Here is a 23329-nt window from a genome sequence, read left to right as displayed (position 1 = left end):
AAAACGCATTGATTTCGCAAACGCACGCACCTCTCTCAAAAGCATCTAAAAGCATCTGTCAAGCTGGATAATCTATGCCATCTATTGTACCACATCGCGCAAGACCCGGTCAAAACAAGACTCACTTGACCAGGCGCAGAGGCGGCGCCCCAGGCTCTCTCCCGCGGCCTTCCCGGATGGCATCCTTGCGGGCGTCCTGCCGCTCATCGTGCTGCAGCTGGAAGCCGTGGCGACAGATGTTCAGCAAGATGCCCATCGAGGCCATCGTGACGAGCAGCGAAGAGCCGCCGTAACTGATGAAGGGCAGCGGGACGCCGACAACTGGGAAGGTTCCGCTGACCATGAAGAGGTTGCCGAGGGCCTGGCCGACGACGAGCAGCATGATGCCGATCGTCAGGATCTGGCCGTAGATGTCGCGCGCCCGCGCCGAGATGTAGTAACAGCAGACCGCCAGCATGAAGAACAGCGCAATGACGAGCAGGACACCGAGATAACCGTGTTCCTGCGCGAAGATCGCGAAGGCGAAGTCAGTATGCGCCTCCGGCAGGTATTCGTACTTGCTGACACCCTCGCCGAGGCCCATGCCCCAGAGACCGCCCGAGCCGATCGTCGACATCGACTGCACGGCCTGGTAGCCGACGCCCTGCGCGTCGCTCCAGGGGTCATACGTCGTCTTCACGCGCAGCAGGCGGTACGGCTGCCAGACGATGAGGCCGATGAGGCCCGCAATGCCCGCAAAAAAGAGCACCTTCACCTGTTTCCAGGGAATGCCGACGAGAAAGGCCATGAGGAAAGGCACACCGAAGACGATGCAGGCCGTCCCCATGTCCGGCTCAAGTTCGACGAGCGCCGCCATGAAGAAGATGATCCAGTACGGCGGCGCCTTGAGCAGGTCGATCTTCTTCTCGCGCTTCATCATCATCGTCAGGAAGCGCGAGGCGATCAGGATGCCCGTGAGCTTGGCAAACTCTGCCGGCTGCACGCTGAAGCCAGCGAACGAGAGCCAGCGCCGCGCGCCGTTGACGACCGTGCCCATGACCAGCACGAGGATCAGAGCGAGGACCGTGGCAATGAGAAGCCACTTCGTGATGCTCTGCCAGCGGTGGTAGTTGATGCGGCTGCAGGCGAAGCAGACGAAGATGCCCAGGACGAGCCAGACGGCATGGCGGATGAGAAAGTAATACGGATTGTTGTAACTCGTCGTCGCGAGGACGAAGCTCGAGCTGAATACATTGATGGTTCCCAGCAGGAGCAGGACAGCCATGATGACGATGACTGGTTCTGATTCGTTGCGCCACGGCGTCTTCCGGATCAGCATCGAAATGCCCCCTTCATCCCTTACTCGAAAATGACTTCACAGCGGTTGATCTTCTCGCCGAAGCCGCTGAACTTGCGCTCATACTCCGTCATGATATTGTCCGGGCGGTTCTCAGCGTGCAGGTCGTACGAGACATCCTGGACCTTGAGGCCCGCCTCTGCAAACTGCTCGAGCGAGAAGTCGAAGAGCGGGCGGTTGTCCGTCTTGAAGTGGAGTTCGCCCGGCTTCTTGAGCAGGCGGCGGTACTTCTCGAGGAAGCCGACGTGCGTGAGGCGGCGCTTCGCATGGCGCTTCTTCGGCCACGGGTCGCAGAAGTTGATGTAGAAGCGGTCGACTTCGCCCTCGCCGAAGATGTCCTCGATGTGGTTGATGTCAAAGACAAGCAGGCGCACATTCTTGAGCTCTTTCTCCGCGATCTTCTTGGCCGCCGAATAGAGCACATCCTGCTGCATCTCGATGCCGATGTAGTTGATGTCCGGGTGGAGCTCAGCCAGCTGGCTGATGAAATCGCCCTTGCCCGTGCCGAGCTCGACATGAAGGGGCGCCTGGCGGCCGAAGATTTCCGCCCACTTGCCCTTCTTCTCCTCGCCGATCTCCTGGTCACGGCTCACGACAAAATCATCGAATTCGTGGATGGCTTCATCCACCCACGGCTTTCTTCTTAAACGCACGATATATCTCCTTTGTCCTATTTATCTTATTTCTTCTCGAGGTTGTACTTCTTGAGGTAGCGGTAAAGCGTCACGCGGCTGACATTGAGGAGGTTCGCGAGGCGGCTGACATTGCCGCCAGCGGCCTGCCATGCCTTGACGAAGACCTCTTTGTCTTCCTTCCACTTGTTGTCCGGCTTGACATCGCCCATGAGGCTGATGTTCTCCGGTGCAATCGTGTCTTTCGGCGTGTTGAAGAAGGCATATTCAAGCACGCTCTGCAGCTGCTTGATGTTGCCCGGCCAGTCGTAATGCTTGAGAAGCTCATCCGTCTCAGGCAGGATGCGCTTCGGCTTCATCTGATGCTGCTCCGCGAGCTCCGCGACGATGTGATCCGCCAGCTTCGGGATGTCCTCGCGACGGCTGCGCAGAGGCGGTACGCGCACGACGCTCTTCGAGACGATGTCATAGAGCTCCGGCGCGAAGAGGCCGCGCTCCGTCAGGCGCTTGAGGTCGCTGTCGCAGGCGGCGATGATGCGCACGTCGATGTCGCGCTCGACCGTCTCGCCGATGCGGTGCGTCTTGCCTTCCTTGAGTGCTTTCGCCAGCGCGACGGCAATCGAGCGCGGCATCTTCTCGATCTCATCGAGAAAGAGCGTGCCGCCCGAGGCGAGTTCCAGGCGGCCCTGGTGGCTCGCATCCGGCCCCATGACGGTGCCGAAGAGCTCCTGCTCCAGGATCTCAGGCGTCGCATCGCCGCAGCGCAGCGTGATGAGCGGGCCTGCCGCCCGCGGGCTCGCCTGGTGGATGCCGTGTGCCATGCGTTGCTTGCCCGTGCCAGCCTCGCCCTGGATCAGCACGTGGTGCTTGTTCTTGGCCACGCGGGCGGCCTTCGCGCGGACGCTCGCAAACGTCGTGCCTTCGCCGACCATCGAATTGAGGCTGTACTTTGCCGTGTAGCCCGCAGCATGCGCGACGAGCGTCCGCAGGTCCTCGATCGGCATCGAGACGACGACGACCGACTCAACCGCGCGGTCGGCATCGCGCTCCAGCGGCACGACCGTCGTGATGTCCTCATACGTCTTCTTCGGCGTGATCCACGTGACTTCTTTATTGTACGAAGGCACGCCGTTGAAGCCCTTGTAGATCGGCGTGTGCTGATAGTTCATGATGACATCGTTGAGGTTCGACGTGTACTTCTTGTCATCCGGCCGCTTGGCGCCGATGCCCTCAAGGCGCGTGTGGCCGAGCTTATTGGCATAGGCGACCTCGCCGCCCGGCATGACGTGGTAGACGGCAAACGGCGTCGCGTCGAGGATGGCCTCCTCCGCCTTGATGCGCACGGACTCCGTCAGATGTGCCTCGAGCGCGTTCTTCATCGTCAAGAGCAGCGCGATGATGGCATCCTGCGGCATCGGCACCTGCTCCATCGAGACGAGCGTGATGATGTACTGGAACTCTCCATTGACCTTGATGGGCGCCGAGCAGGCATCGCCGAGCTGGCATTCCTTGACCCACATCTCCGGACCGAACATCCAGAACGGCGTCTGATGCGCATAAGCCACGCTGATGCTCGACGTGCCGACATCCTCGACGCCGACGCGCACGCCCTCGATTTCGCCCGGCGTCATCTGATAGAACGGCAGCGAATAGCTCTTGAGCACGCGGCATTCCGAATCGATGAGCAGCAGCGACAGATTGTACTCCTGGAAGAATTCGCGGATGTCCTCGCTGATACCGCTGAGGTAGTCGATCGCATCCTGGTTCTTCGCCTGGAGCGCGGCAAACTCCTCCTTTGGCAGTTTGCGCGACACATCCATCTTCTCCGTGCCGATGCCGAGCTCCCGGCTCTTCATCCACGACTCCGCCACCCACGGATGGACATTCGGGTCGAGTATCCCCTCTTCTACGAACTTGCGATAATAGCCCTCGAGCTTCTCCCTGCTACGATGTTCCCTTATCACGTCAATCCCCCCTAAAAATAGAATTTCTCTTATTATGTGATGTACTGCAATGTACCGATTGATGGTTGATATCGATACCTTTACAAGGTTACAATCTTCCACAAAGCAATAAGACTGCACCTTATATTTTAACAATCATCCTTCTCGCCTGCAATTCTTTTTGCAAAAAAGTTTACAAAACGGTATAATATGGCAGAGAATATATGTAAATCACAAAGGCAGGGAATCTCCATGGCAAATCAGTATAAGAAACTGCAGAAGAAGCTCTACGAGAAGAACAAACCCGACGACAAGAAGAAAGAGCCGAAGGTCGGCAAGGACTACCCGATCCTGATCCTCATCGGGCTGACCATCTTCGTCTGCTTCCTCGGTTGGGGAAATTTTGATAACATGAACCGCGCGATGTACGTCCTGCTGACGGTCTCCCTGATCCTGACGTACGTGCGCCGCCACGCCAAACTCTCCGAGACGAGAGCCATCTACGTCGAGCGCGCCAGCGCCGCGAGCATCGGCCTCGCGATTGCGCTGTTCTTCATCGTCCTCTACTACCAGTTCTTCGGTTGAACCCAAAAAGAAAAAGCTCTGACAATGTCAGAGCTCTTTTTTTATCACGATCTTGCCGATTGACTCAGAGGACGGCCGTGACCTCTACCTCGCAGAGTGCGCCGGCTGGCAGGTCCTTGACCGCCACGCAGCTCCTGGCCGGCTTGGAGATGAAATGCTTGGCGTAGACTTCGTTGAAGGCCTTGAAATCCGCGATCTCCGCGAGGAAGCACGTCGTCTTGACGACGTGGCTCATGTCCGTACCGGCTTCCTTGAGCACGGCCTCGACATTGCGGCAGCACTGCTCGGCCTGCTCCTCGATCGTCGTGGCGACGATCTTGCCCTCTGCCGGATTGATGGCAATCTGGCCCGAGCAGTAGAGCACACCATTTGCCTCGATGGCCTGGCTGTACGGGCCGACAGCTGCCGGCGCCTGATCCGTGTGAATGACTTTCATGGTGATTCCTCCTCATGGTGAACTACAATCTGTCTCTATTCTACATCATGAGGCGCTGTGTTACAAGTTTACAGACAGCTTGGGATCACTCGCAGCAGCTCGTCTTCATGCGCGGGATGACGATGTGGCCGCGCTCGATTTCCTTGCGGTGGCAGTGCGGGCACTCGTTCTCGATGATGCCCGTGTAGCCGCAGACCGGGTCGCGGTCGACCGGATGGTTGATCGAGAAGTAGCCCATGTCTGCGTCGTGCATGGCGCGGACAACAGCCTCGAAAGCCTTGACGTTCTTCGACGGATCGCCGTCCATCTCGATGTAAGCAATGTGGCCGGCATTCTCGAGCGCATGGTACGGCGCCTCGATGCGGATCTTGTCGATGGCCTTGATCGGGTAGTAGACCGGCACGTGGCTGGAGTTCGTCATGTACTCGCGGTCCGTGACGCCCGGGATGATGCCGTACTTCTTGCGGTTCGCGCGCTGGAACTGGCCCGCCGTCGACTCAGCCGGCGTGCCGAACGTCGACCAATTGCGGTGCTCTTCCTCCGTGTAGGCATCCGTGCGCTCGCGCAGGTGGCCGACAATCTTGAGGCCGAGCTCCTGCGCCTCCTCGCTCTCGCCGTGATGCTTGCCGACGAGCGCCTTGAGGCACTCCGCGAGGCCGCAGAAGCCGATGGAGTACGAAGCGTGCTTGAGGACTTCCTTGATGGAATCCGTCGGCTTGAGCTTCTCGCTGTCCATCCAGACGCCCTGCCCCATGAGGAACGGGTAGTTGTAGACGTGCTTCTGCTCGATGATCGCGAGGCGCGAGAGCAGGTAGTCGTGGCTGAGTTCAATGTAGTGGTCGTAGAGCTCCCAGAACTTCTTGAGGTCGCCCTTGGCCTCGAGCGCGAGCTTCGGCAGGTTGATCGTCGTGAACGAGAAGTTGCCGCGGCTGCCCGACTCCTCCGGGCCGTTGACATTGCTCATGACGCGCGTGCGGCAGCCCATCGTCGCGACGACGCTGTTGTAGTCGCCCGGCTTGTAGTACTGCAGATTGTACGGCGCGTCGATGTTGACGAAGTTCGGGAACAGCCGCTTGGCGCTGACCTTGCACGCCTTGAGGAAGAGGTCGTAGTTCGCATCGCCGGGGTTATAGTTGACGCCCGCCTTGAGCTGGAAGACCGAGATCGGGAAGATCGGCGTCTCGCCGTAGCCGAGGCCAGCCCAGATGGCGTTGAGGACCTCGCTGATGACGAGGCGGCCCTCAGGCGACGTGTCCATGCCGTAGTTGATGGACGAGAACGGCACCTGTGCGCCAGCGCGGCTGTGCAGCGTATTGAAGTTGTGGATGAGTGCCTCCATCGCCTGATGCGTCTCCTCGACAACGTCGGCGCAGGCCAGGTGATAGATGTTGGCCGCATCGACGACGACATCCGTCGTCGGCTTGTGGTACTCATCCGCAAGCGTTGCCTCGAGTGCTGCGACGAGCGTGTCCATGCTCTCCTTGGCCTTCGGATCGTCATCGCTTTCCGTGAAGTGACAGTGCTCCATGGAAAGGTGTTCCTTGAATACGGCCTTGAAGGCGCCGTAATCGCGGAACGGATCCATGCCGAAGCGGTAAATCAGAGCCTTGTGTGCCTCATCGAAGATGGCCTTGCGGAAGGACTTGCGCACGCCCTCCGCCATCGCGTAGTCAAAGGCATTGATACTCTGGCCGCCGAACATGTCATTCTGGTTCGACTGGATGGCGATGCAGGCAAGCGACGCATAGGCACGGATCGAGTTCGGCTCGCGCAAAAAGCCGTGGCCCGTCGAGAAGCCGCCGTGGAAGAGCTTCAAGAGGTCGATCTGGCAGCAGTTGAACGTGATCAGCGAGAAGTCCTTGTCGTGGATGTGGATGTAGTTCTCGCGGTCTGCCTCAGCGTACTCCTCGTCGAGCACGTAATTGTCGACGAAGTGCTTCGCGCCCTCGGCGCCGAGCTTGAGCATGATGCCCATCGAGGCATCCGTATTGATGTTCGCATTGTCGCGCTTGAGGTCCGAGTCGACCGAGTCCGCAAAGAAGATGTCGCGGTACGACTCCATGAGGTGCTTCTGCGCCGCGCGGCGCTCCGCATGCTTCTGGCGGTAGGTGATGTACTTCTTCGCGATGTCGTAGAAGTCGTACTTCATGAGCTCCTGCTCGACGATATCCTGGATCTCCTCGACGCTGACGTTATCGCGGTCCTTGATGTCCCATTCGACCTGGCTCGTCACCTCGTCGATGTCCTTTTCCGACATCGTGTTGCCGCCGTCGGAATTGGCACCGGCGATGGCGTGGTAGATCTTTTCGCGATTATATGGCACGGTGTGGCCAGAACGTTTCGTTACAGTCTTCAGATTCATATGGTTCGTGCGCCGCGAGCTTTCGGCTCATCTTGTGCAGCGCCTCTGCGCCTCCCCTATATATAGTGTTCCGTTTCTTGATGACAGGTATATATTGTATCAGAGAAGCGCCCCTCTGGCAATCACGAAAATCACGCGGACAGACGGAAAACCACTCTCTGATGCTTCTTCCTGCAGATTCCAGCACCGTTTACAGCGCATTCTCAAATTGACGAACGACACGATTTCAGGTAAAATATAGCGGGATTTTTCGACAATCAAGGAACGACTCAATCCGCTATATAGACGGCTGCCCCAGGCAGCCTGGAACCGAGGTAATCGCATGCAACTTTCTACCGAGAGACAGGACCGTCTCATCCGCTGGCTGACGGCATCGGGCATCTACTACATCTGCCTGATCGCCTTCTACATCGACATCGGACAGGACATGGGCGCGGAGTACTTCATCCCCGTCTTCCTGCCCGTCATGCTCGCGCTCGTGCTCGTGCAGTACGGCACGCGCGTTCCGCTCTTCTCGTGGGCTACCCTGCCGAACCTCTTCACAGGGCTCGCCTGGTGCAGCGCCTTCCCGCTGCTCTACACCTGGACGTACCACCAGGACTGGTACATGTCGAAGATCTGCTTCGACTTCCTCGTCGGCACCTCGCTCTTCCTCTTGCTCACCGCGCTTGAGGGAGCGCTCTTCCGGCTCGGGCACGAGAAGATCATCGCCTTCTTCATGGCGCTGCTGAATCTCTTCGGCATCGTCATCCCCTTCATCCAGTACGCCTACTACTTCATCGTCTGGCACTGCCTCTCGCCCGCTTCGCTGATGGCGCTCTACCTGACGAACTGGCGCGAGAGCATCGACTTCATCGAGTCGAACGTCGGCGTCGTCCCCGCCTGCTTCATCATCGCAGGGCTCGCGCTCTTCCTCTACACCTGCTGGCGCGGCCACATGGCCTTTGCGCGCCGCCTCGAGCAGGAAGACTCGACGGCTGGCCGCATGGGCGCGCTCGCACTGCTCGTCATCGGCTCGCTCGTCTCACTCTGGTGGTACGTGCCGCAGACCTCGATTGCCGACCTCTGGAACGACGTCGACACCTACGTCAAGCAGACGCAGACCTACAGTCTCAACTACGAGGAGCGCTTTGCCAGCCTCTCCATCGAGGGAACACAGACACTCGCAGCAAAATCGCCCGGCACGGTCATCGTCGTCATCGGCGAATCAGCCTCGCGCAACTACATGAAGGCCTTCACCAATGACTACGCCTACGACGACACGCCGTGGCAGAGCCAGCAGAAAGCAAATCCTGACTTTCTCTTCTTCCAGAACGCCTACTCCTCGTGGTCGCAGACCGTGCCGGTCCTGCAGCGCGCCCTGACGGAGCAGAGCCAGTACAACGACAAGGAGTTCTTCAACTCGGCCTCCATCCTCGACGTCGCCAAGAAGTCAGGCTACGACACCTACTGGTTCAGCAACCAGGGACGCTACGGCCAGTACGACAGCGCCATCACGCTCGTCGCCAAGACAGCCGACCACGCAGAGTGGACCGACGACTCCTACAACTTCTCCGACAAGTACGACGAGACGCTGCTGCCGTACCTGACGCAGGTCGACCCGGCCAAGAACAACTTCATCGTCCTGCACATCATGGGCAGCCACATCTACTACAACAACCGCTATCCGGAGAGCTTCAACAAGTTCCAGGGCGAAGAGGGCAGCTCGACGATGACGTCAGAAGCATCGTACGCAAACAGCATACTCTACACCGACTACATCCTCTCGCAGGTCTTCGACTACGCCAAGAAGAACCTCAACCTGCAGGCGATGGTCTACTTCTCCGACCACGGCGAGAACCTGACGATCTCCCACAACCCGGACGTCTTCAGCTTCGACATGGTCCGCATCCCGATGTGGATCTACCTCTCGCCTTCGTACCAGTCGGCCCTGCCAGGCCGCACCGCCGCCCTCAGGAGCCACGAGAGCCGCTACTTCACGAACGACATGCTCTACGATACGATCTGCGGCCTCCTCAACGCCCCGTCGGAGCGCTACGATCCCGGCCAGGACTTCACGAGCACGTCTTACCGCTTCAACCGCGACAACTTGACGACCATGCTCGGCCAGTACAAGCTTTCCACCGACCCGGACGGCAATCCGGAACAGTGATATACCGACAAGAACAGGCCCTGCCGCAATGCGACAGGGCCTGTTTATGTCAAAAAACCGCCCTTTTAGGACGTTTTTTTGCGTATCGCAGAAAAGCGAGTATACTTTAAATTAAGACAAGATATTCGAAAGGATGTGACTCCATGCTGCATATCGCCATCTGTGATGATCAGCCGGACCAGATTCAATCCATCCGACGCTCATCTGAGACGTATTTCCAAAATAAACACGACACGGTGTCCTATGAAACATTTGACAAATCCTTCTCCTTTGTCGATGCGATCGAACAGGGCGCTGTCTTTGACATTGTCCTGCTCGACGTCTGCATGCCGGGAATCCTCGGCACGGAGGTCGCCCGCGAGCTGCGCAAATACAACCGCGCCACGGAGATCATCTTCCTGACGACGAGCGATGAGTTCGCTGTGGACGCCTTTGCGGTCAAGGCCACGGACTACCTGCTGAAGCCCTTCACGCAGAGCCAGTTCAACAAGGCGATGGACCGGGCCATCTCGTTCATCCGCCAGCGCAACAGCGCCAAGGTCGTGCTGCGGCTCGTGGGCGGCGGCATCTGCATCGAGGAAATCGCGCAGATTCTCTACTTTGAGAGCAACGGCCACATCCTGCAGGTCCACCTGGCAGACGGCACGGTTCTCGAGACGCGCAAGTCCGGCCAGGAGATGAAGGATGCGCTCGACAAGATCGCGCCGGGACAATTCGCCTCGCCGAACAAGGGCTACATCGTCAATCTCGCCGCCGTCCACATGATCAAGTCGGACTACGTGGAGATTGCCGGGCAGGAACTCCCGCTTGGCAAGCGCAAGTATCGGGATTTTCAGGAACTCTATTTCCAATTCATGTTCACGGCAAAGCAGATGTGATCCCCTCATGACGATGCGCGGAGCGGTATCTGGATGTAGGTCGTGAACCAGCCTTCTTTCTGCTGGCAGAAGACGGTGGCGTCGTACTTGTCGCGGAAGCGGGCCAAGGACTTCATGCCGAGGCCATGGCCCTTGACATGCGTCACGGGCAGGTCTTCCTCGTCGAACTCGACCGCCTTGTCAAAGCGGTTCTTGACGAGGAGGTTGATGACGCCGTTCTGGCACATCGTCATGACGACGATTTGGCGCGCCGATGGCGGCTGCTTCTGGCTCGCGATCAGGGCATTCTCTACGAGGTTCGAGAGCACGATGGAGAGGTCACTGCTGCAGAAGAGCTCTTCCGGCAGGTCGATGGTGGCCGTCACGGGGATGGAGAGCTCCTTGGCGCGTGCAAAGTAGACCGTCAGAGCCGCGTTGATCAGGGTGTTCTTGCAGTACTGCGGTAGCTTCGTGCGGCTGAACTGCGCACCGAGCGCCTCGATGTACGCCAGCGCCCCCTCGCGGTCGCGATGGCGCACGAGCGCAATCAGTTGGTCGATGTGCTGCCGCTGCTTCTCGTAGAGAACAGCCATGCGCTGCCGTGACTCCTCTGACAGTTTCACATAATGAGCCGTTGACACGAGCTGCTGCTGCAGCTCGTGTTCTTTTTCGAAGACCCGCAGGTCCCGATAGACCTCGCTCTGGCCGCTGCGGAGGGCGGCCATGAGCAGGAAGATGACGATGAGCAGCATGAGACGGGGCAGCAACAACTCGAAGACCTTCTCCTGCGAGTCGATGAGGCTCAGGTAGAGCGACTCGACGGCGAGCAGCACGGGGATCAGCGTGATGATGCGCCAGTAGCGTCGCGTCGAAGCCACCTCAAAGTGGCGGAAGGTATCGGTGAAGAAGCGCACGAGCAGCGGGAAGAGTAGCAGCGACAGCGCGCCGTAGAGCAAGATCTGCTCGAAGTAGAGGCTCGGCAGCAGCTTGTCCGGGAAGAGGAGCAGCAGGATGGCGCGCGTGACCGTGTAGATGATGCCCGAGAACAGGATGCGGAAGGCCGCGATGAAGATATGGCCCGCCCAGAAGCGGCGCGTGAAGCAGAAGGCCAGCGCGAACTGGGGAATCCAGACGAGGTAGCCGAGCAGCCAGTAGGCGATCTGGCGCGACGGGAAGACAGCTAAAGAGACAATCACCGTGATAAGGCCCGTCTCCAATACGACGAGCAGGCACCAGACGAGGGCGAGCTGCTTTTGCTGCGCGACGGTCAGGAAGCGGCGGAACGGCAAGATCTGCAGGAGCGCGAAGGGCTGCAGGATCAGGACGTAGACCGCGGTGATGCCCACTGTCATCATGTCAAAGCTCATCGTCTCTCCACCTCCTTCCTCATGGCCATCAGCTGCCGCTCAGCCTCATCGCAGTGGCCGCTCTCGATGAGCTCGGCCAGCATGCGCAGCTGATGGCGGCTGTCGTGGCGCATGATGGCGAGCTTCTGCTGCTCCTTCTGCATGGTATCCGCATAGTCGTGAATCTCGCGGAGCTGCTCCTGCATCTTCAGGCTGCGTTCCTTCGCCTGGAACATGCAGCGGATCTGCTGGAAGCCGCTGCGCACGGAGATGACGAGGATGACCGCGATGATGACGAGGATGACCCGGCTCACCAGCATGTAGAGGTGAATGCCCGAGAGGTCCTCGACCTGCTGGAGCAGGTCCGCATAGCCCATGCTGCCCTGGTAAAAGACGAGGGTCAGCGGCACAAAGCCGAGGTACTTCCAGAAAGCAGCCGTCGGCTTCCCTCTCAGCAGTTGCTCTCGCGTGAAGAGCTTGCCGAGCAGCCATATCATCCCCGGGAAGCTCAGCAGCAGCAAGCCGAGGTAGCATAAGAAGTACAGGCTGGCAAAGTAGGTCGTCTGCATCCAGATCTGCTTCAGGAGCAGGACTGTCACCGTGTGGAGGAAGACCGCGTAGATGCCCTGTATCCCGAGCACGAAGAAATGGCGGAACCAAAACGGGCGTATCGTGAACACCAGCAAAAAGAAGTGCGGCCAGTAGCAGATGAAGTAGAGCTTGTGGAAGGCACTTCCCGCCATCGGCGCCAACCCCGACGCGAAGAGCGCCGTGACGAGCAGGAACTCAGCCGCAAAGATGATGAGATGGCCGACGATCAGGATGCGCTGCTCGCGCGGCGTCGCGATGACACGGAACGGATAGTAGCGCAGATAGGCCATCGGCAACAGTGAGAAGCAAAACAAGAATACCGTGACGAAAACGTTGTCCACGCAGTACGCCCCCTTATCGCAAAGCCTTCTATCGGTAAGTCATGCGTATCATCCCTGCTCGACGCCGCTGCCGTCGAAATGCGGCACGAATTTTGTATCGGCCGTGCGGCCCTGCTGCACGTAGCAGTGCGTGATGCCGAGCGTTAGAGCGTGGTCGACGACCGACTGATACTCAAACGTCGTCAGGCGGCGGTTCATGCCCTTGTGCTCTGCCGCCCGGTACATTGGCGTGTACTGGTTCATCAGGGAAATCTGCACCGTATCGCCGAATGTCTTGTAAATCCAGTCGAGAACGCGCATGCTCTCGTGGCGGTGGCCCGGCAGCACGAGATGGCGGATGATGACGCCCTTCTTGAGCTGGCCGTCCGGCGCAAACTGCAGCGGGCCGACTTCCTCGTACATGCGCCGGATGGCCTTTGTCGCGACGGCGAAGTAGTCGGGTGCGAGCGAATACTCACGCGCACTCGCCTCATCGGCATACTTGAGGTCCGGCAGGAAGATGTCGACCTGGCCGCGCAGCGCCTCGATCGTCTCCTCTGTCTCATAGGCACCGGAGTTGTAGACGACAGGCAGGTGGAAGCCCTGCTCCCTGGCCATCTCGAGTGCATGCAGGATCTCCGGCACGTAATGCGTCGGCGTCACGAGGTCGAGCGTCGCCGCACCGCGCGCCTGCTGCTCGAGGAAAATCGCCGCGAGCCGCTCATCCGTGACTTCATAGCCGAAGCCCTCATGCGAGATCTCGTGATTCTGACAGAAGCAGCAGCGCAGGTTGCAGTACGAGAAGAAGACCGTGCCCGCACCGCGCCCATCGGCGCCTGTGAGACATGGCTCCTCCCACTTGTGCAGCGAGACGAGCGCGATGCGCGCCTTCGCCCCGGCACCGCAGAAGCCCGCCCGCTGCGTGCGGTCGACGCCGCAGCGGCGCGGGCAGAGCTGGCAGTCTTTCAGTGAAATCATCGTTTTTTCTCCCTTCATCGGCTCAGCGGCGCCCCTCAAGCTTCGTCTCATCGAGAACGGCACCGTACTTCGGGCGCCACCACGAGACGCTGCGGACGCCGTTGATGTAGTCCTCCATCGCCTGCTGGTCGAGCACCGGCTCCGTGCCATCGACAGACTCCGGCACGAGCGGCACGGTGTCTGCCTTGCCGATGGCATGGCGCGTGATGAAGAAGCCGTAGTTGACGCCCTGACGATTCGTGCGCGTCAGGCTCGAGCCGACGGCCATGTACGAGAAGCCCTTCGGTGCGATAAGCTCGTAGATGGTCGGCATGATGTCAATCTGGCTGCCGGCCGCATCCGGGAGCAGCGTGCCCTTGTGGATGCCCTTGCCCGTGATGATGAACGGGATGCCGTAGCGCTCGTACATCGTCGGCGTCTTGTCGATGTTGTAGCGGTCACCGTGATCGCCGACGATGACGATGAGGCTGTCCGGGCACTTTGCCTTGACCGCCTGGACGAACTTCGCGAGCTCGCGGTCGGCATACCAGTAGTGGCCGAGTTCCTTGAGGAGCTCTTCGTCCTGCTGATGGTCTTCAGGAAGCGCCTCGCGCACCGCCTCCTTGTCGAAGCCCTTGGCCGCAAGGTCAAGGTCGTACGGCGAGTGGTTCGAGGCGTTCAGGAGCACGTTGAAGCTCGGCGTCGCAGGGTCGAGGCCATCGAGCACCTTCTCGTAGAGGACTTCGTCCTCACAGCCCCAGACGCTGCCCGGCACATCGCCAAAGTCGCCGCGGCTGTAGAAGTGCTCGAAGCCCTGCGCCTGCGTGAAGGCGCCGATGCGCTCCCAGGTCGACGGCCCCGCGTACCAGAAGTTTGTCTCGTAGCCGAGTTTCTCCATCTGCGGCGCACTGGCCGTCGGATACGGCGCGTCAAACGACTCCGGCATCGTCGTCAGGTAAAGATTGGCGTCCGCAAAGTCCGTCACGACACCCGTGACGGCCGAAACGGTGCTCGCGCCATTCGGCAGGAACGTCGGACAGTAGTCCGTGTCATCCTCTGCGATGAGACCGCGCATGCCGTGCGAGATGGGGATGTCCTTGTACTTGTCGAGCAGCGGCCAGTTGGCAAAGCTCTCCGACAGGATGACAATGACCTGTGTCGGCCGCTCGATCTGCGGCCCCTGTGCCTCTTTCGTCAGATAGACATCAAGGTCATCCGTATCGGCCGGCTTGCCCGAGAGCTTGGCCGCCAGGTTGCGGATGTCCTCCGTCGTGAAGTCGAGGCCATTGCAGGCGAGCATGCGCTCATTGAGGTTGTAGGCGCGGTAGATGGCCTGCACATTGTCGAGGATGGCCTCATTGAGGAAGTCGTCCTTCGTGACGCCGGCATTCTCCCAGTTGACGGACGTCTGCCATCCCAGGCTGCCGCCGAAAATGCCGAGCAGTACGACAATGTATGTCAAACAGAGAAAGGCCAGCCGTCCGAACCAGCGCACGAATGCGGGCAGGCGCACCCCGTCCGTGCAGTTCTCGAGCCACGCGCAGGAAAGCAGCGCGCGCAGCCCGCGCCAAAGGACGCAGGCGAGCAGCAGGGCTCCCGCCAGACGCACCGGCAGGTAGTACTGCTGCACCATCGTGATGAAGAGCGCGTAGATGTCGTCGTTAGCTCCCGTGAAGAGCATCTGGTTGAAATTCGCGTGGAACTGGCGGTAAAAGGGAAAGCTCGCAACAAAGAGGATCGAGAGCACCGAAAGCAGCACGCCGTTCAGTGCGAGCACGACGCGCCGCCCCCATTGCGCCTTGAAGAAGTGCAGCAAAAGCCCCGGAACAAAGCTCACGAGCGTCAGGGCACCGGCCGTCTGCATCGAGAGGCGGAAGCCGCGCCATAGCGCGAGGAAGATATCATGAACCCCCGTGCCCGGTCCCATATACGGTGCCATCCAGGCGATGAAGAAGCCCCGAAAAAGGGAAAGGACTGCGAGGTAAAACGCAAATACCTTCAGTCCTTCCAGGATGCCCGTATATAGAGTTTTCCAATTGAACCGTGACAGCCATGCGGGCATAGAGATCATCATGGCAGGATGATCTCCACGCCGTACGAATCCGCCGCAGCGCGGATGTCCGCCGCCGGCTCCGAATCGGTGATGAGACCCGAGAGCGTGTCGAGCGTCGTGTAGTTGTAGTTGCCGTCCGTGCTGAGCTTGCGCGCCTCTGCGACGACGTATGCCTTCTTGCTGTGGCGGATGATGGCTGCCTTGTTGATGCCATCATCGATATCGTACGTCGAGACGCTGTTCTCCTTGACATCGACGCCGACTGCACCGACGAAGGCAATGTCCGGCTTGAGGCGCGAGATGAAGTCGAGCGTCATACCGCCCCAGAAGCCGTCGCGGCTCTTGTTGATCTTGCCGCCAGCGAAGACGACGCGGATCTTCGGGTTGCGCGCGAGCACAACGAGGATGTCGATCATGTTTGTGACGACCGTGACCTCGAGCTCCATCTTGACGAGGAGCTCCGCGATGGCGAGGTTGCTCGTCGAGATGTCGAGGAAGACCATGTCCTTCTCGTGGATGAGTTTGACCGCTGCCTGCGCGATGCGCTGCTTCGCCTCGACATCCGTATTGCGGTGTTTGCTGACTTCGACCATGTGGCTGTTCTCGCGGATACGGACCGCGCCACCGTACGTGCGCTTAAGCTTGCCCTTCTTCTCGAGGGCGCCGAGATCCTTGCGGATGCAGTCTTCCGTGACCTTGAACTTCTCACTGAGGTCGCGCACGCGGACCTTGCCGTCACGTGCCAGCATGCTCAGGATGATGTCTTGACGTTCTTCCAAAAACATATTAACCACTCCTATGAAACACTTGCTTTTATTGTTTGCTCTTGTTGTACGATTATTGTACTAGATAAGAGAAAAATTATCAAGCCTTTCTGCAAAAAACTCTCATATCTCATCACAAACATGGAAGATTATGCAGGATTTTGGCTGTTTTGTCCACATGAAGTCGACTCATCGGTCGGGATGCTCGGCGGCCAGGCCCTGAAGGGCCGCCGTATCATCGGCATCCGTCAGCACAAAGAGCGCATCGCCTGACTGCAGGCGGAGTTCGTCGCGCGGCGCGAGCTCCTGCGGGCCGCGGCGCACATTGACGAGCACGCAGCCAGACGGCCAGCCGGCCTGTGCGACGACAGCGCCATCGAGGGCCGACTTGACGCCGACTGACACCTCGAGGAGGATGCGGCGGTGGCGGATGCGGCGCGCAATCTTATCGCGCACGGCCAGGCTTTTAGAGAGCAGCATGTCGTAAACCGGCTCCCCGCCCGTGAGGTCCGAGACGAGGTAGGCCGTCATCGAGACGATGATCAGCGCGAGCATGTGCTCGAAGGACCCCGTCATCTCCATGATCAGGACACTGCCCGTGATCGGCGACTTGACGACAGCCGAGAAGTACGCCGCCATGCCGAAGACGATGCAGTTGACGGCGAAGAGCTCCGGCATCCAATGGAAGAAGATCGCGATCTTGGCGAAGACAGCGCCGCCAACCGAACCGAGTACGAGCATCGGCAGGAAGATGCCGCCCGGCACGCCCGAGCCAAAGCAGATCATCGTGAAGAGGAACTTTGCCAAGAGCAGCAGAGCGAGAAAGGCCAGCGTGTAGTCCGTCACGACGAGCGAATCGACGAGGCGACTGCCACCGCCGAGGATCTCTGGCAGCAAGAAGCCCAGGACGCCGGCGCAGAAGAGCGGCACGAGAGGACGGTAGCGCGCCGGCATCTTCTTGTAGAAGTCCTGTGAGCGCGTGAGCATCGGGTTGAACGCGAGGCCCAAGAGGCCGACGAAGGCGCCGAGCACGATGAGCAGGATGTACATGTGTCCCGTATCGATGACCGGCACGACGCCCATGTGGAAGACAGGCTGCATGCCGAAGAAGTACTGCGTGACCGTCGTCGCCGTGACGGCCGCCGATATCGCGCCCATGAGCACGAAGGCTGAGAAGTTCTTGGTGAGCTCCTCCAGACAGAAGATCACACCGGCCAGCGGCGCGTTGAAGGCAGCCGCGAGGCCCGCACCTGCGCCGGCCGTCAGCAAGTAATGGCTCTCTGCGTACGAGCGGTGCGTGAGACGACCGAGGCCCTGGCCGAGACAGGCGCCGAGCTGGACGCTCGGGCCCTCACGGCCGAGCGACATGCCCGCGCCGATGCCGAGCACGGCACCTGTGAACTTCAGGATGAGCACGCGCGCCCAGTTCATGTCCATCTCGCCGAGCAGGATGCCCTTGATCTGCGGGATGCCTGACCCTGAGGTCATGCCGTCCCTGCGCACGATGCGGTAGAGTACCCAGCCGCAGATAGCCAGCAGCAGGAACCACACGGGAATCCAGGCGATGTGCTCCGGCAGCCAGCGGTAGAGCACGGGCAGGTATTCCTCCGACAGCTCCAGCAGATAGCGGAACAATGCGATAACCATGCCCGTGGCAATGCCGATGATATTGCCCTCAATGAAGAGGCGCAGTTTGAAATGACGTGGATCTGTCATCATGGTCATGGCACTCTCGATGCGCCTATGCATGATGTTCCCCCTTTCCATACGGGATACTCAACAAAAAAAGTGCTGTACCGAGGTACAGCACTTCATCATCTTATTCTGCAGTAAACGGCAGCAGTGCGATATTGCGTGCGCGTTTGATTGCAACCGTCACCTGACGCTGATGCTTAGCGCAGTTGCCGGAGATACGACGCGGTAAAATCTTGCCGCGCTCCGTAACGAAGCGGCGCAGTTTTGCAACGTCTTTATAGTCGATATGATCGACCTTGTCTACGCAGAACGAGCAGACCTTTCTGCGAGGTCTTCTGCCTCTGTCACGTCTCATCAAAGTAATTCCCCTCCAGTCTTAAAATGGGATTTCTTCATCAGGGATAGACGGACCAAACGAGCCAGCATCAGTCGGTTTGGACTGCGGCGGCTGCTGCGGTGCCGGAGCACCACCGAAACCACCCTCGTGCGAAGCCGAGTTTCTCGAATCGAGGAACTCGATCTCATCTGCTACGATTTCGGTCACATAACGCTTCAAACCGTCCTGTGCCTCGTAGTTCCTGACCTGGATGCGGCCTTCCACCGAGATGCGGCGGCCTTTGATCAGGTTGTTACCACAGATCTCAGCAAGCTTGCGCCAGGTCACAATGGGAATGAAATCCGCCGTTGGCTGGCCATCATTGGCATCTCTGCGAGCGAAACGGCGGTCAACAGCCAGTGTGAATGTGCATACAGCCACACCAGACTGCGTATAACGGACCTCAGGATCACGAGTCAGACGTCCAATCAGTATTGCCTTGTTCATGAGGTATGCCTCCCTGACACCCATATGGTGTAGTACATCTTAAAGAAATTGAAGACTTCTACAAGTCTCTCGCTCACTCCTCGTCGGATTTGACGATCATGTGCTTGAGGATCTCGTCCGTAATCTTCATGACGCGGTCGCACTCAGCAACGCATGCCGGCTCACACGTAACGTTGAACAGGCAGTAGAAACCTTCCGTGCAGTCCTTGATCTCATAAGCAAGACGCTTCTTGCCCCAGCGATCTTCTTTATCGATAGTACCACCGTTGTTCTGGATCAGGTTGCTGAACTTCTCGATGACAGCGTTCGTTGCATCCTCTTCCATCGGTTTCACGATAAATATGACTTCGTACTTTCTCACGAAATCACCTCCCTCTTTGGTCTTTGGCTCCCCCACTACGAGGAGCAGAGTTACATCTTCGCTTTTCAGCGACTAAATTAGTATACCACGAGCTGCGCTCGAATGCAAGCATTATTCAAGTGCCATCGCATTCAGTCTCCGCCGGGGTGTGAGGCCTTCCCGCTGTCCTGATGACAGCGCGCGAGCTTCTCGGCAGCCGTCGTATTGCCTCCGCGCAGCGCGAGCACGACACCGACTGCGATCAGCGTGAAGCCGATCCAGAAGTAGAGCGTGACTGGCTCAGCGAGCAGCAGCCAGCCGAGGAACGTCCCGACGGTCGGCTGGAAGAACATGAATAGACCGCCAAGCGAGGCATCCATATAGAGGAGCCCCTTGTTCCAGAGACAGAAACCGGCCGTCGTCGAGATGAAGCCGAGGTAGAGCACCGAGCCCCAGACGGACGGCGCTGACATCGCCGCGTAATCCGCAGAAGTCAGCAGCCAGTAAAGGCCGTACGGCGTCAGCGTCAAGAAGGCGATGAGCACGCTGTAGAACGTCACCGTGATGACGGGATACTCCGAAAGGAATTTCAAGAGGACCGACATGAAGGCCCATGTGACGGCTGCCACGAACAGCGAGAGTCCTCCGAGCGGATTGATCTCAAAGTTATCCGGATCCAGGACGATGAATAGAACGCCGATCGTGGCGAGAACGACGGAGATGATCCGCCCTGCCGTGAGTTTTTCATGGAGAAGGACATAGCCGAAGACGACCATGAACGCGGGCGTGGCAGCCGTGATGACCGAGCCCGTCTGCGCGGAAGTCATCATCGTACCCGTCTCCTGCGTCACGATGGAGAGCACTTGGCCGGAAAGAGCGGACAAGAGCAGCAGCTTGCAATCCTTCTTGTCGATATGCCAGGACGAATGCGTGATGACCATCAGGATGGTCAGGGCCAGCAGCGCCGTCCCGTAGCGCATCCAGACAAGCGGCACCGGCGGGATGACAAAGATTGCGAGCCGCACGGCGATGAACATGCCGCCCCAGATGCTCCCGGCCAGGGACAAGAGACACGATCCAATGACGAGATTACGCACAATACCCTCCTGATTCCCGAGGCCCCATTGCCTCATGCAAAGTATAACACAAGCCCCTCGATTTACAAGCCCTTCCAAACATGCTAGGATTAATGTGATAACGTAATTTATCGATCCGATATCTAGAAAGAAGTGACCACATGGACGCTATGAATCTGCGGCTGATCTTCGTGTTGACCGACCTCATCGCGCCGCTGGCCGTCGGCTACTACCTGCACCAGCGCCATCTCGTCTCTGACGAGTCCATCAACAAGCTCATCCGCTTCAACGTCGTCTGCATCTACACCATCCTCGCCCTGCTGAGTTTCTGGGTCCTGCCGATCTCGTGGAACCTGCTGATCGTCCCGCTCTTCGGCTTCCTGCTGATCCTCGTGCCAGGCGCCATCGGCAGCCTGCTCTTCGCCAGGCATTATGCGAGCTGGCTCGACCGCGGCGCCTACGTCGCGAGTGCCATGCTCTCGAACATCGGCACGCTCGGTGGCGTCTGCGCCTTCATCCTCTATGCCGAGCAGGGCTTCGCCTACACGCAGATCATCGGCACGTGCCAGAACATCATGCTCGTGCTCGTCATCTTCCCGATGGCCCAGTACTGCTACATAAAGCAGACGCACGCCATCCGCAAGACGAACCGCTTCAAGAGCTTCTGCGAGATGTTCTTCTCGCTCAATCAGATGAGCCTGCTCGGCATCGCGGTGGGGCTCTTGTTCAACGCCTTCGGCATCGCTCGCCCGGCCGTGCTCGGCACCATCTTCCAGGGACTCGTCCACATCGCCGCCTGGATTGCCATGCTGCCCGTCGGCTTCCTCATTGACTTTGGGCAAGTGCGCCACTACGAGCGCCAAGTGCGCTCCTTGACCGCCCTGCGCTTCGTGATCACACCGGCCATCTTCGGCGTGCTGATCTACCTCTTCGTCAGCGACCCCGTTGTACAGGGCACCCTGCTGATCTGCGCCTTCTGCCCGACGGCCATCAACGCCGTGCTGACCGCGCGCCTCTACCACCTGACGACCGACCTCTCCGTCGCCTCCTTCGTCATCACGACGGCGGCCTTCCTGCCCGTCATTTTCCCCGCGCTCTTCTTCCTGCTGCGCTGAGAAGCGCGCAACAAAAAGCCATCTCCAAGCCGCATGGACTCGGAGATGGCTTTTCTTTCTTTGTGTTTACTCTGCGTCAACGCTTTCCTGCGCGTTTTTTCTCTTCTTATGGCGGATGTAGAGGGCGCCGATGACGATGGCGGCGACCACGACGAAGACAATGCTCGCCTCATGGCCGATCTGCGTGAGGACCTTCCAGCTCTCGCCGAGCATCATGCCGGCGTAGAGGATCAGGGCCGTCCAAGGCAGTGCGCCCGCAAACGTCAGGATGAGGAAGCGCTTCATGTCGACGTGCGCAAAGCCTGCCGGCAACGAGATGAACGTGCGCACGACCGGCAGCATGCGGCTGAAGAAGACAGCCTTGAGGCCGTACTTGTCGAACCAGTTCTGCGCGACATCGACATGCGACTTCTTGATGAAGAAGTAATGGCCGTAGCGGTCAACGAAACTGCGTCCGCCGTAATGGCCGACGAGATAGGCAAAGATCGAGCCGAGCATGCCGCCGACCATGCCCGCCGTCAGGGCGCCTGCAAATGTCAGCTGCCCCGAGAAGATCAGATAACCCGCAAAGCCGAGGATGAGCTCACTGGGAATCGGGATGCAGGCATTCTCCGCAGCCATGAGGATGGCAATCGCGAAGTACCCCCACGAGGCAATGAACTCCAAGAACATCGTCGAAAACTGTTCCATGTTTGCAAGTCTTCCTTTCTTTTTATCGATATCTCAAACTACACTCATTATACATCACAATCTGGAAAATACAAGGAAAACGGTCACGCGAACACGCCCTGGAACGCGCTCTGCAGCAGGCCCAACACACCGAAGAATAGGAAGATCCCAGCCGACAGGTAGCGCATCTTCCTGGCCGGCAATTTACGGTGCAGGAAAGCCCCCGCAAGGATGCCAAGACTGTCAGCGAGCACCATGCCGACCACAGCTCCCAAGAGGACCATTGACCAGGAATCGTACTGCGCTGCCATCGTCATCGCCGCGAACTGCGTCTTGTCGCCCATCTCACCGACGATGAACGTCATGGCGACCGTCAGCAGCGGACCGAAGCGCGACGTTGCCGCCTCCTCTTCTTCCTCATCGTCACCGCGCAGCGTCCAGACGCCAAAGCCGATGAACAAGCAGGATGCGATGACCGTCATGAGATGGACCGGGATGAGCTGTCCTGCCAGAGAGCCCACAGCTACAGCCAGCGAATGCACGAGGAAGATGCCGATCGTCATGCCGGCAAAGACAGATTGCCAGCGGTACTTGGCCGTGAACGCCATGACAATGAGCTGCGTCTTATCCCCAAGCTCTGCCAGGAAGACCACGAGAAACGAAGCGAGAAGGGCCTCCATTGAATACCTCCGATATATACATACGAAAAAAAGCCCGCATAGCGGGCATGATGTCAAATGGTGCCTCAGAGCGGAATCGAACCACTGACACGGGGATTTTCAGTCCCCTGCTCTACCGACTGAGCTACCGAGGCAAGATGGCGACCCGAATGGGACTTGAACCCATGACCTCCGCCGTGACAGGGCGGCATTCTAACCAACTAAACTACCGGGCCATAATAAGGATTGATGCACATCGTGGATCATCATGAATTGGTGGCTCACCCGGGATTCGAACCCGGGACACCCTGATTAAAAGTCAGGTGCTCTGCCAACTGAGCTAGTGAACCAAACGTGAGCGTCGAAATTCACTGCTGCAATTAAACTATATATCCTGATGTGTCACTCACAGGTCATTATTATACAGAGATTCTCCTGGCCTGTCAAGCACTGGCAAAAAGATTTTTTCATCTTTTTCATCTCCTTGCCGTGCACAAAAAAGAGCCCCGCCTCAACGGAGCCCTTGCTCAACCGGCAACTTCCGATCCTCCCAGTCCGTCTCCAGACAAGTACTTTCGGCCTCTGAATGCTTAACTACTGTGTTCGGTATGGGAACAG

21 protein-coding genes, 3 tRNA genes and 1 rRNA gene are annotated in these 23329 nt (G+C 58.8%); 4 read left to right on the top strand and 21 right to left on the bottom strand.

The features are described from left to right. Positions 1-121: 121 nt before the first annotated feature. The 3 genes from ftsW to B2X55_RS01770 are packed head-to-tail and all read right to left on the bottom strand — an operon-like array spanning position 122 to position 3932. Positions 122-1318: a putative lipid II flippase FtsW gene (gene ftsW / locus B2X55_RS01780; protein WP_286820643.1), complete on the bottom strand. Its 1197-nt coding sequence runs from the start codon at positions 1316-1318 to the stop codon at positions 122-124. A 20-nt stretch (positions 1319-1338) separates the two neighbouring features. Then, a complete protein-coding gene (trmB, locus tag B2X55_RS01775) occupies positions 1339-1989 on the bottom strand; it encodes a tRNA (guanosine(46)-N7)-methyltransferase TrmB (protein ID WP_055161893.1) in 651 nt (216 codons plus the stop codon). Between the two features lie 26 nt (positions 1990-2015). Then, positions 2016-3932, bottom strand: coding sequence for a sigma 54-interacting transcriptional regulator (locus B2X55_RS01770; protein ID WP_286820642.1), 1917 nt, complete (start codon positions 3930-3932; stop codon positions 2016-2018). A gap of 231 nt (positions 3933-4163) precedes the next feature. Between B2X55_RS01770 and B2X55_RS01765 the strand changes: the two genes are divergently transcribed. After that, a complete protein-coding gene (locus B2X55_RS01765; protein ID WP_036374344.1) occupies positions 4164-4496 on the top strand; it encodes a hypothetical protein in 333 nt (110 codons plus the stop codon). 64 nt (positions 4497-4560) lie between these two features. Here the strand turns inward: B2X55_RS01765 and B2X55_RS01760 are convergent, their stop codons facing one another. Together B2X55_RS01760 and B2X55_RS01755 are read right to left on the bottom strand one after the other, a co-directional pair. Beyond that, a complete protein-coding gene (locus B2X55_RS01760; RefSeq protein ID WP_055161902.1) occupies positions 4561-4932 on the bottom strand; it encodes a RidA family protein in 372 nt (123 codons plus the stop codon). Positions 4933-5017: 85 nt separating this feature from the next. Further along, positions 5018-7294, bottom strand: coding sequence for an anaerobic ribonucleoside triphosphate reductase (locus tag B2X55_RS01755; RefSeq protein WP_270527690.1), 2277 nt, complete (start codon positions 7292-7294; stop codon positions 5018-5020). 322 nt (positions 7295-7616) lie between these two features. Between B2X55_RS01755 and B2X55_RS01750 the strand changes: the two genes are divergently transcribed. Continuing rightward, entirely contained in the window at positions 7617-9446 is a 1830-nt protein-coding gene (locus B2X55_RS01750; RefSeq protein ID WP_286820640.1) for a phosphoethanolamine transferase, read from the top strand. A gap of 143 nt (positions 9447-9589) precedes the next feature. Further along, positions 9590-10324, top strand: coding sequence for a LytR/AlgR family response regulator transcription factor (locus B2X55_RS01745; RefSeq protein ID WP_036374352.1), 735 nt, complete (start codon positions 9590-9592; stop codon positions 10322-10324). A 5-nt stretch (positions 10325-10329) separates the two neighbouring features. Here B2X55_RS01745 and B2X55_RS01740 read toward each other — a convergent pair whose 3' ends face one another. The 10 genes from B2X55_RS01740 to B2X55_RS01695 form a co-directional block, all read right to left on the bottom strand. Next, positions 10330-11670, bottom strand: a complete 1341-nt coding sequence (locus tag B2X55_RS01740) for a GHKL domain-containing protein (RefSeq protein ID WP_286820638.1) — start codon at positions 11668-11670, stop codon at positions 10330-10332. Further along, complete coding sequence (locus B2X55_RS01735) at positions 11667-12581, bottom strand: hypothetical protein (protein WP_286820637.1); 915 nt, start codon at positions 12579-12581, stop codon at positions 11667-11669. The genes B2X55_RS01740 and B2X55_RS01735 overlap by 4 nt, the downstream gene beginning before the upstream one ends. 48 nt (positions 12582-12629) lie before the next feature. Further along, on the bottom strand, positions 12630-13538 hold the full coding sequence (locus B2X55_RS01730) for a radical SAM protein (RefSeq protein WP_278821675.1): 909 nt from the start codon (positions 13536-13538) through the stop codon (positions 12630-12632). A 22-nt stretch (positions 13539-13560) separates the two neighbouring features. Further along, positions 13561-15444 (bottom strand): LTA synthase family protein, encoded by a 1884-nt coding sequence (locus B2X55_RS01725; RefSeq protein WP_414683474.1) that lies wholly within the window; start codon positions 15442-15444, stop codon positions 13561-13563. A 143-nt stretch (positions 15445-15587) separates the two neighbouring features. Beyond that, positions 15588-16355, bottom strand: a complete 768-nt coding sequence (locus B2X55_RS01720) for a DeoR/GlpR family DNA-binding transcription regulator (protein WP_040635996.1) — start codon at positions 16353-16355, stop codon at positions 15588-15590. Between the two features lie 168 nt (positions 16356-16523). Further along, positions 16524-18083 carry a ClC family H(+)/Cl(-) exchange transporter gene (locus tag B2X55_RS01715; RefSeq protein WP_055161914.1) on the bottom strand — a complete coding sequence of 520 codons (1560 nt, stop codon included), beginning with the start codon at positions 18081-18083 and terminating at the stop codon, positions 16524-16526. A 70-nt stretch (positions 18084-18153) separates the two neighbouring features. Further along, positions 18154-18384 (bottom strand): 30S ribosomal protein S18, encoded by a 231-nt coding sequence (gene rpsR, locus B2X55_RS01710; protein WP_199497607.1) that lies wholly within the window; start codon positions 18382-18384, stop codon positions 18154-18156. Between the two features lie 21 nt (positions 18385-18405). Continuing rightward, positions 18406-18852: a single-stranded DNA-binding protein gene (locus B2X55_RS01705; protein ID WP_286820633.1), complete on the bottom strand. Its 447-nt coding sequence runs from the start codon at positions 18850-18852 to the stop codon at positions 18406-18408. Positions 18853-18925: 73 nt separating this feature from the next. Then, positions 18926-19213: a 30S ribosomal protein S6 gene (gene rpsF, locus B2X55_RS01700; RefSeq protein WP_036374361.1), complete on the bottom strand. Its 288-nt coding sequence runs from the start codon at positions 19211-19213 to the stop codon at positions 18926-18928. Between the two features lie 131 nt (positions 19214-19344). Beyond that, on the bottom strand, positions 19345-20289 hold the full coding sequence (locus B2X55_RS01695) for a DMT family transporter (RefSeq protein WP_286820631.1): 945 nt from the start codon (positions 20287-20289) through the stop codon (positions 19345-19347). Positions 20290-20429: 140 nt separating this feature from the next. Between B2X55_RS01695 and B2X55_RS01690 the strand changes: the two genes are divergently transcribed. Beyond that, positions 20430-21383, top strand: coding sequence for an AEC family transporter (locus tag B2X55_RS01690; RefSeq protein WP_286820630.1), 954 nt, complete (start codon positions 20430-20432; stop codon positions 21381-21383). Positions 21384-21449: 66 nt separating this feature from the next. On the opposite strand, the gene B2X55_RS01685 is transcribed toward B2X55_RS01690, so the two are convergent. The 6 genes from B2X55_RS01685 to rrf form a co-directional block, all read right to left on the bottom strand. Then, entirely contained in the window at positions 21450-22073 is a 624-nt protein-coding gene (locus B2X55_RS01685) for a DedA family protein (protein WP_036374366.1), read from the bottom strand. Between the two features lie 83 nt (positions 22074-22156). Next, the gene (locus tag B2X55_RS01680) at positions 22157-22732 is read right to left on the bottom strand and encodes a TMEM165/GDT1 family protein (protein WP_278821685.1); all 576 of its coding nucleotides are present in this window, start codon (positions 22730-22732) and stop codon (positions 22157-22159) included. Positions 22733-22790: 58 nt separating this feature from the next. Further along, positions 22791-22866: transfer RNA gene (locus tag B2X55_RS01675), tRNA-Phe, on the bottom strand. Between the two features lie 4 nt (positions 22867-22870). Beyond that, positions 22871-22947 (bottom strand) — tRNA-Asp (locus B2X55_RS01670). 38 nt (positions 22948-22985) lie between these two features. Next, positions 22986-23061 (bottom strand) — tRNA-Lys (locus B2X55_RS01665). Between the two features lie 179 nt (positions 23062-23240). Continuing rightward, positions 23241-23329 (bottom strand): 5S ribosomal RNA (rrf, locus tag B2X55_RS01660); the annotation flags it as partial.

This window comes from Mitsuokella sp. UBA4253, from assembly GCF_002395285.1.
Classification (GTDB): domain Bacteria; phylum Bacillota; class Negativicutes; order Selenomonadales; family Selenomonadaceae; genus Mitsuokella; species Mitsuokella jalaludinii.
Note: the sequence above shows the minus strand (reverse complement) of the source record. Positions and strands in the feature narration are given on the sequence as shown.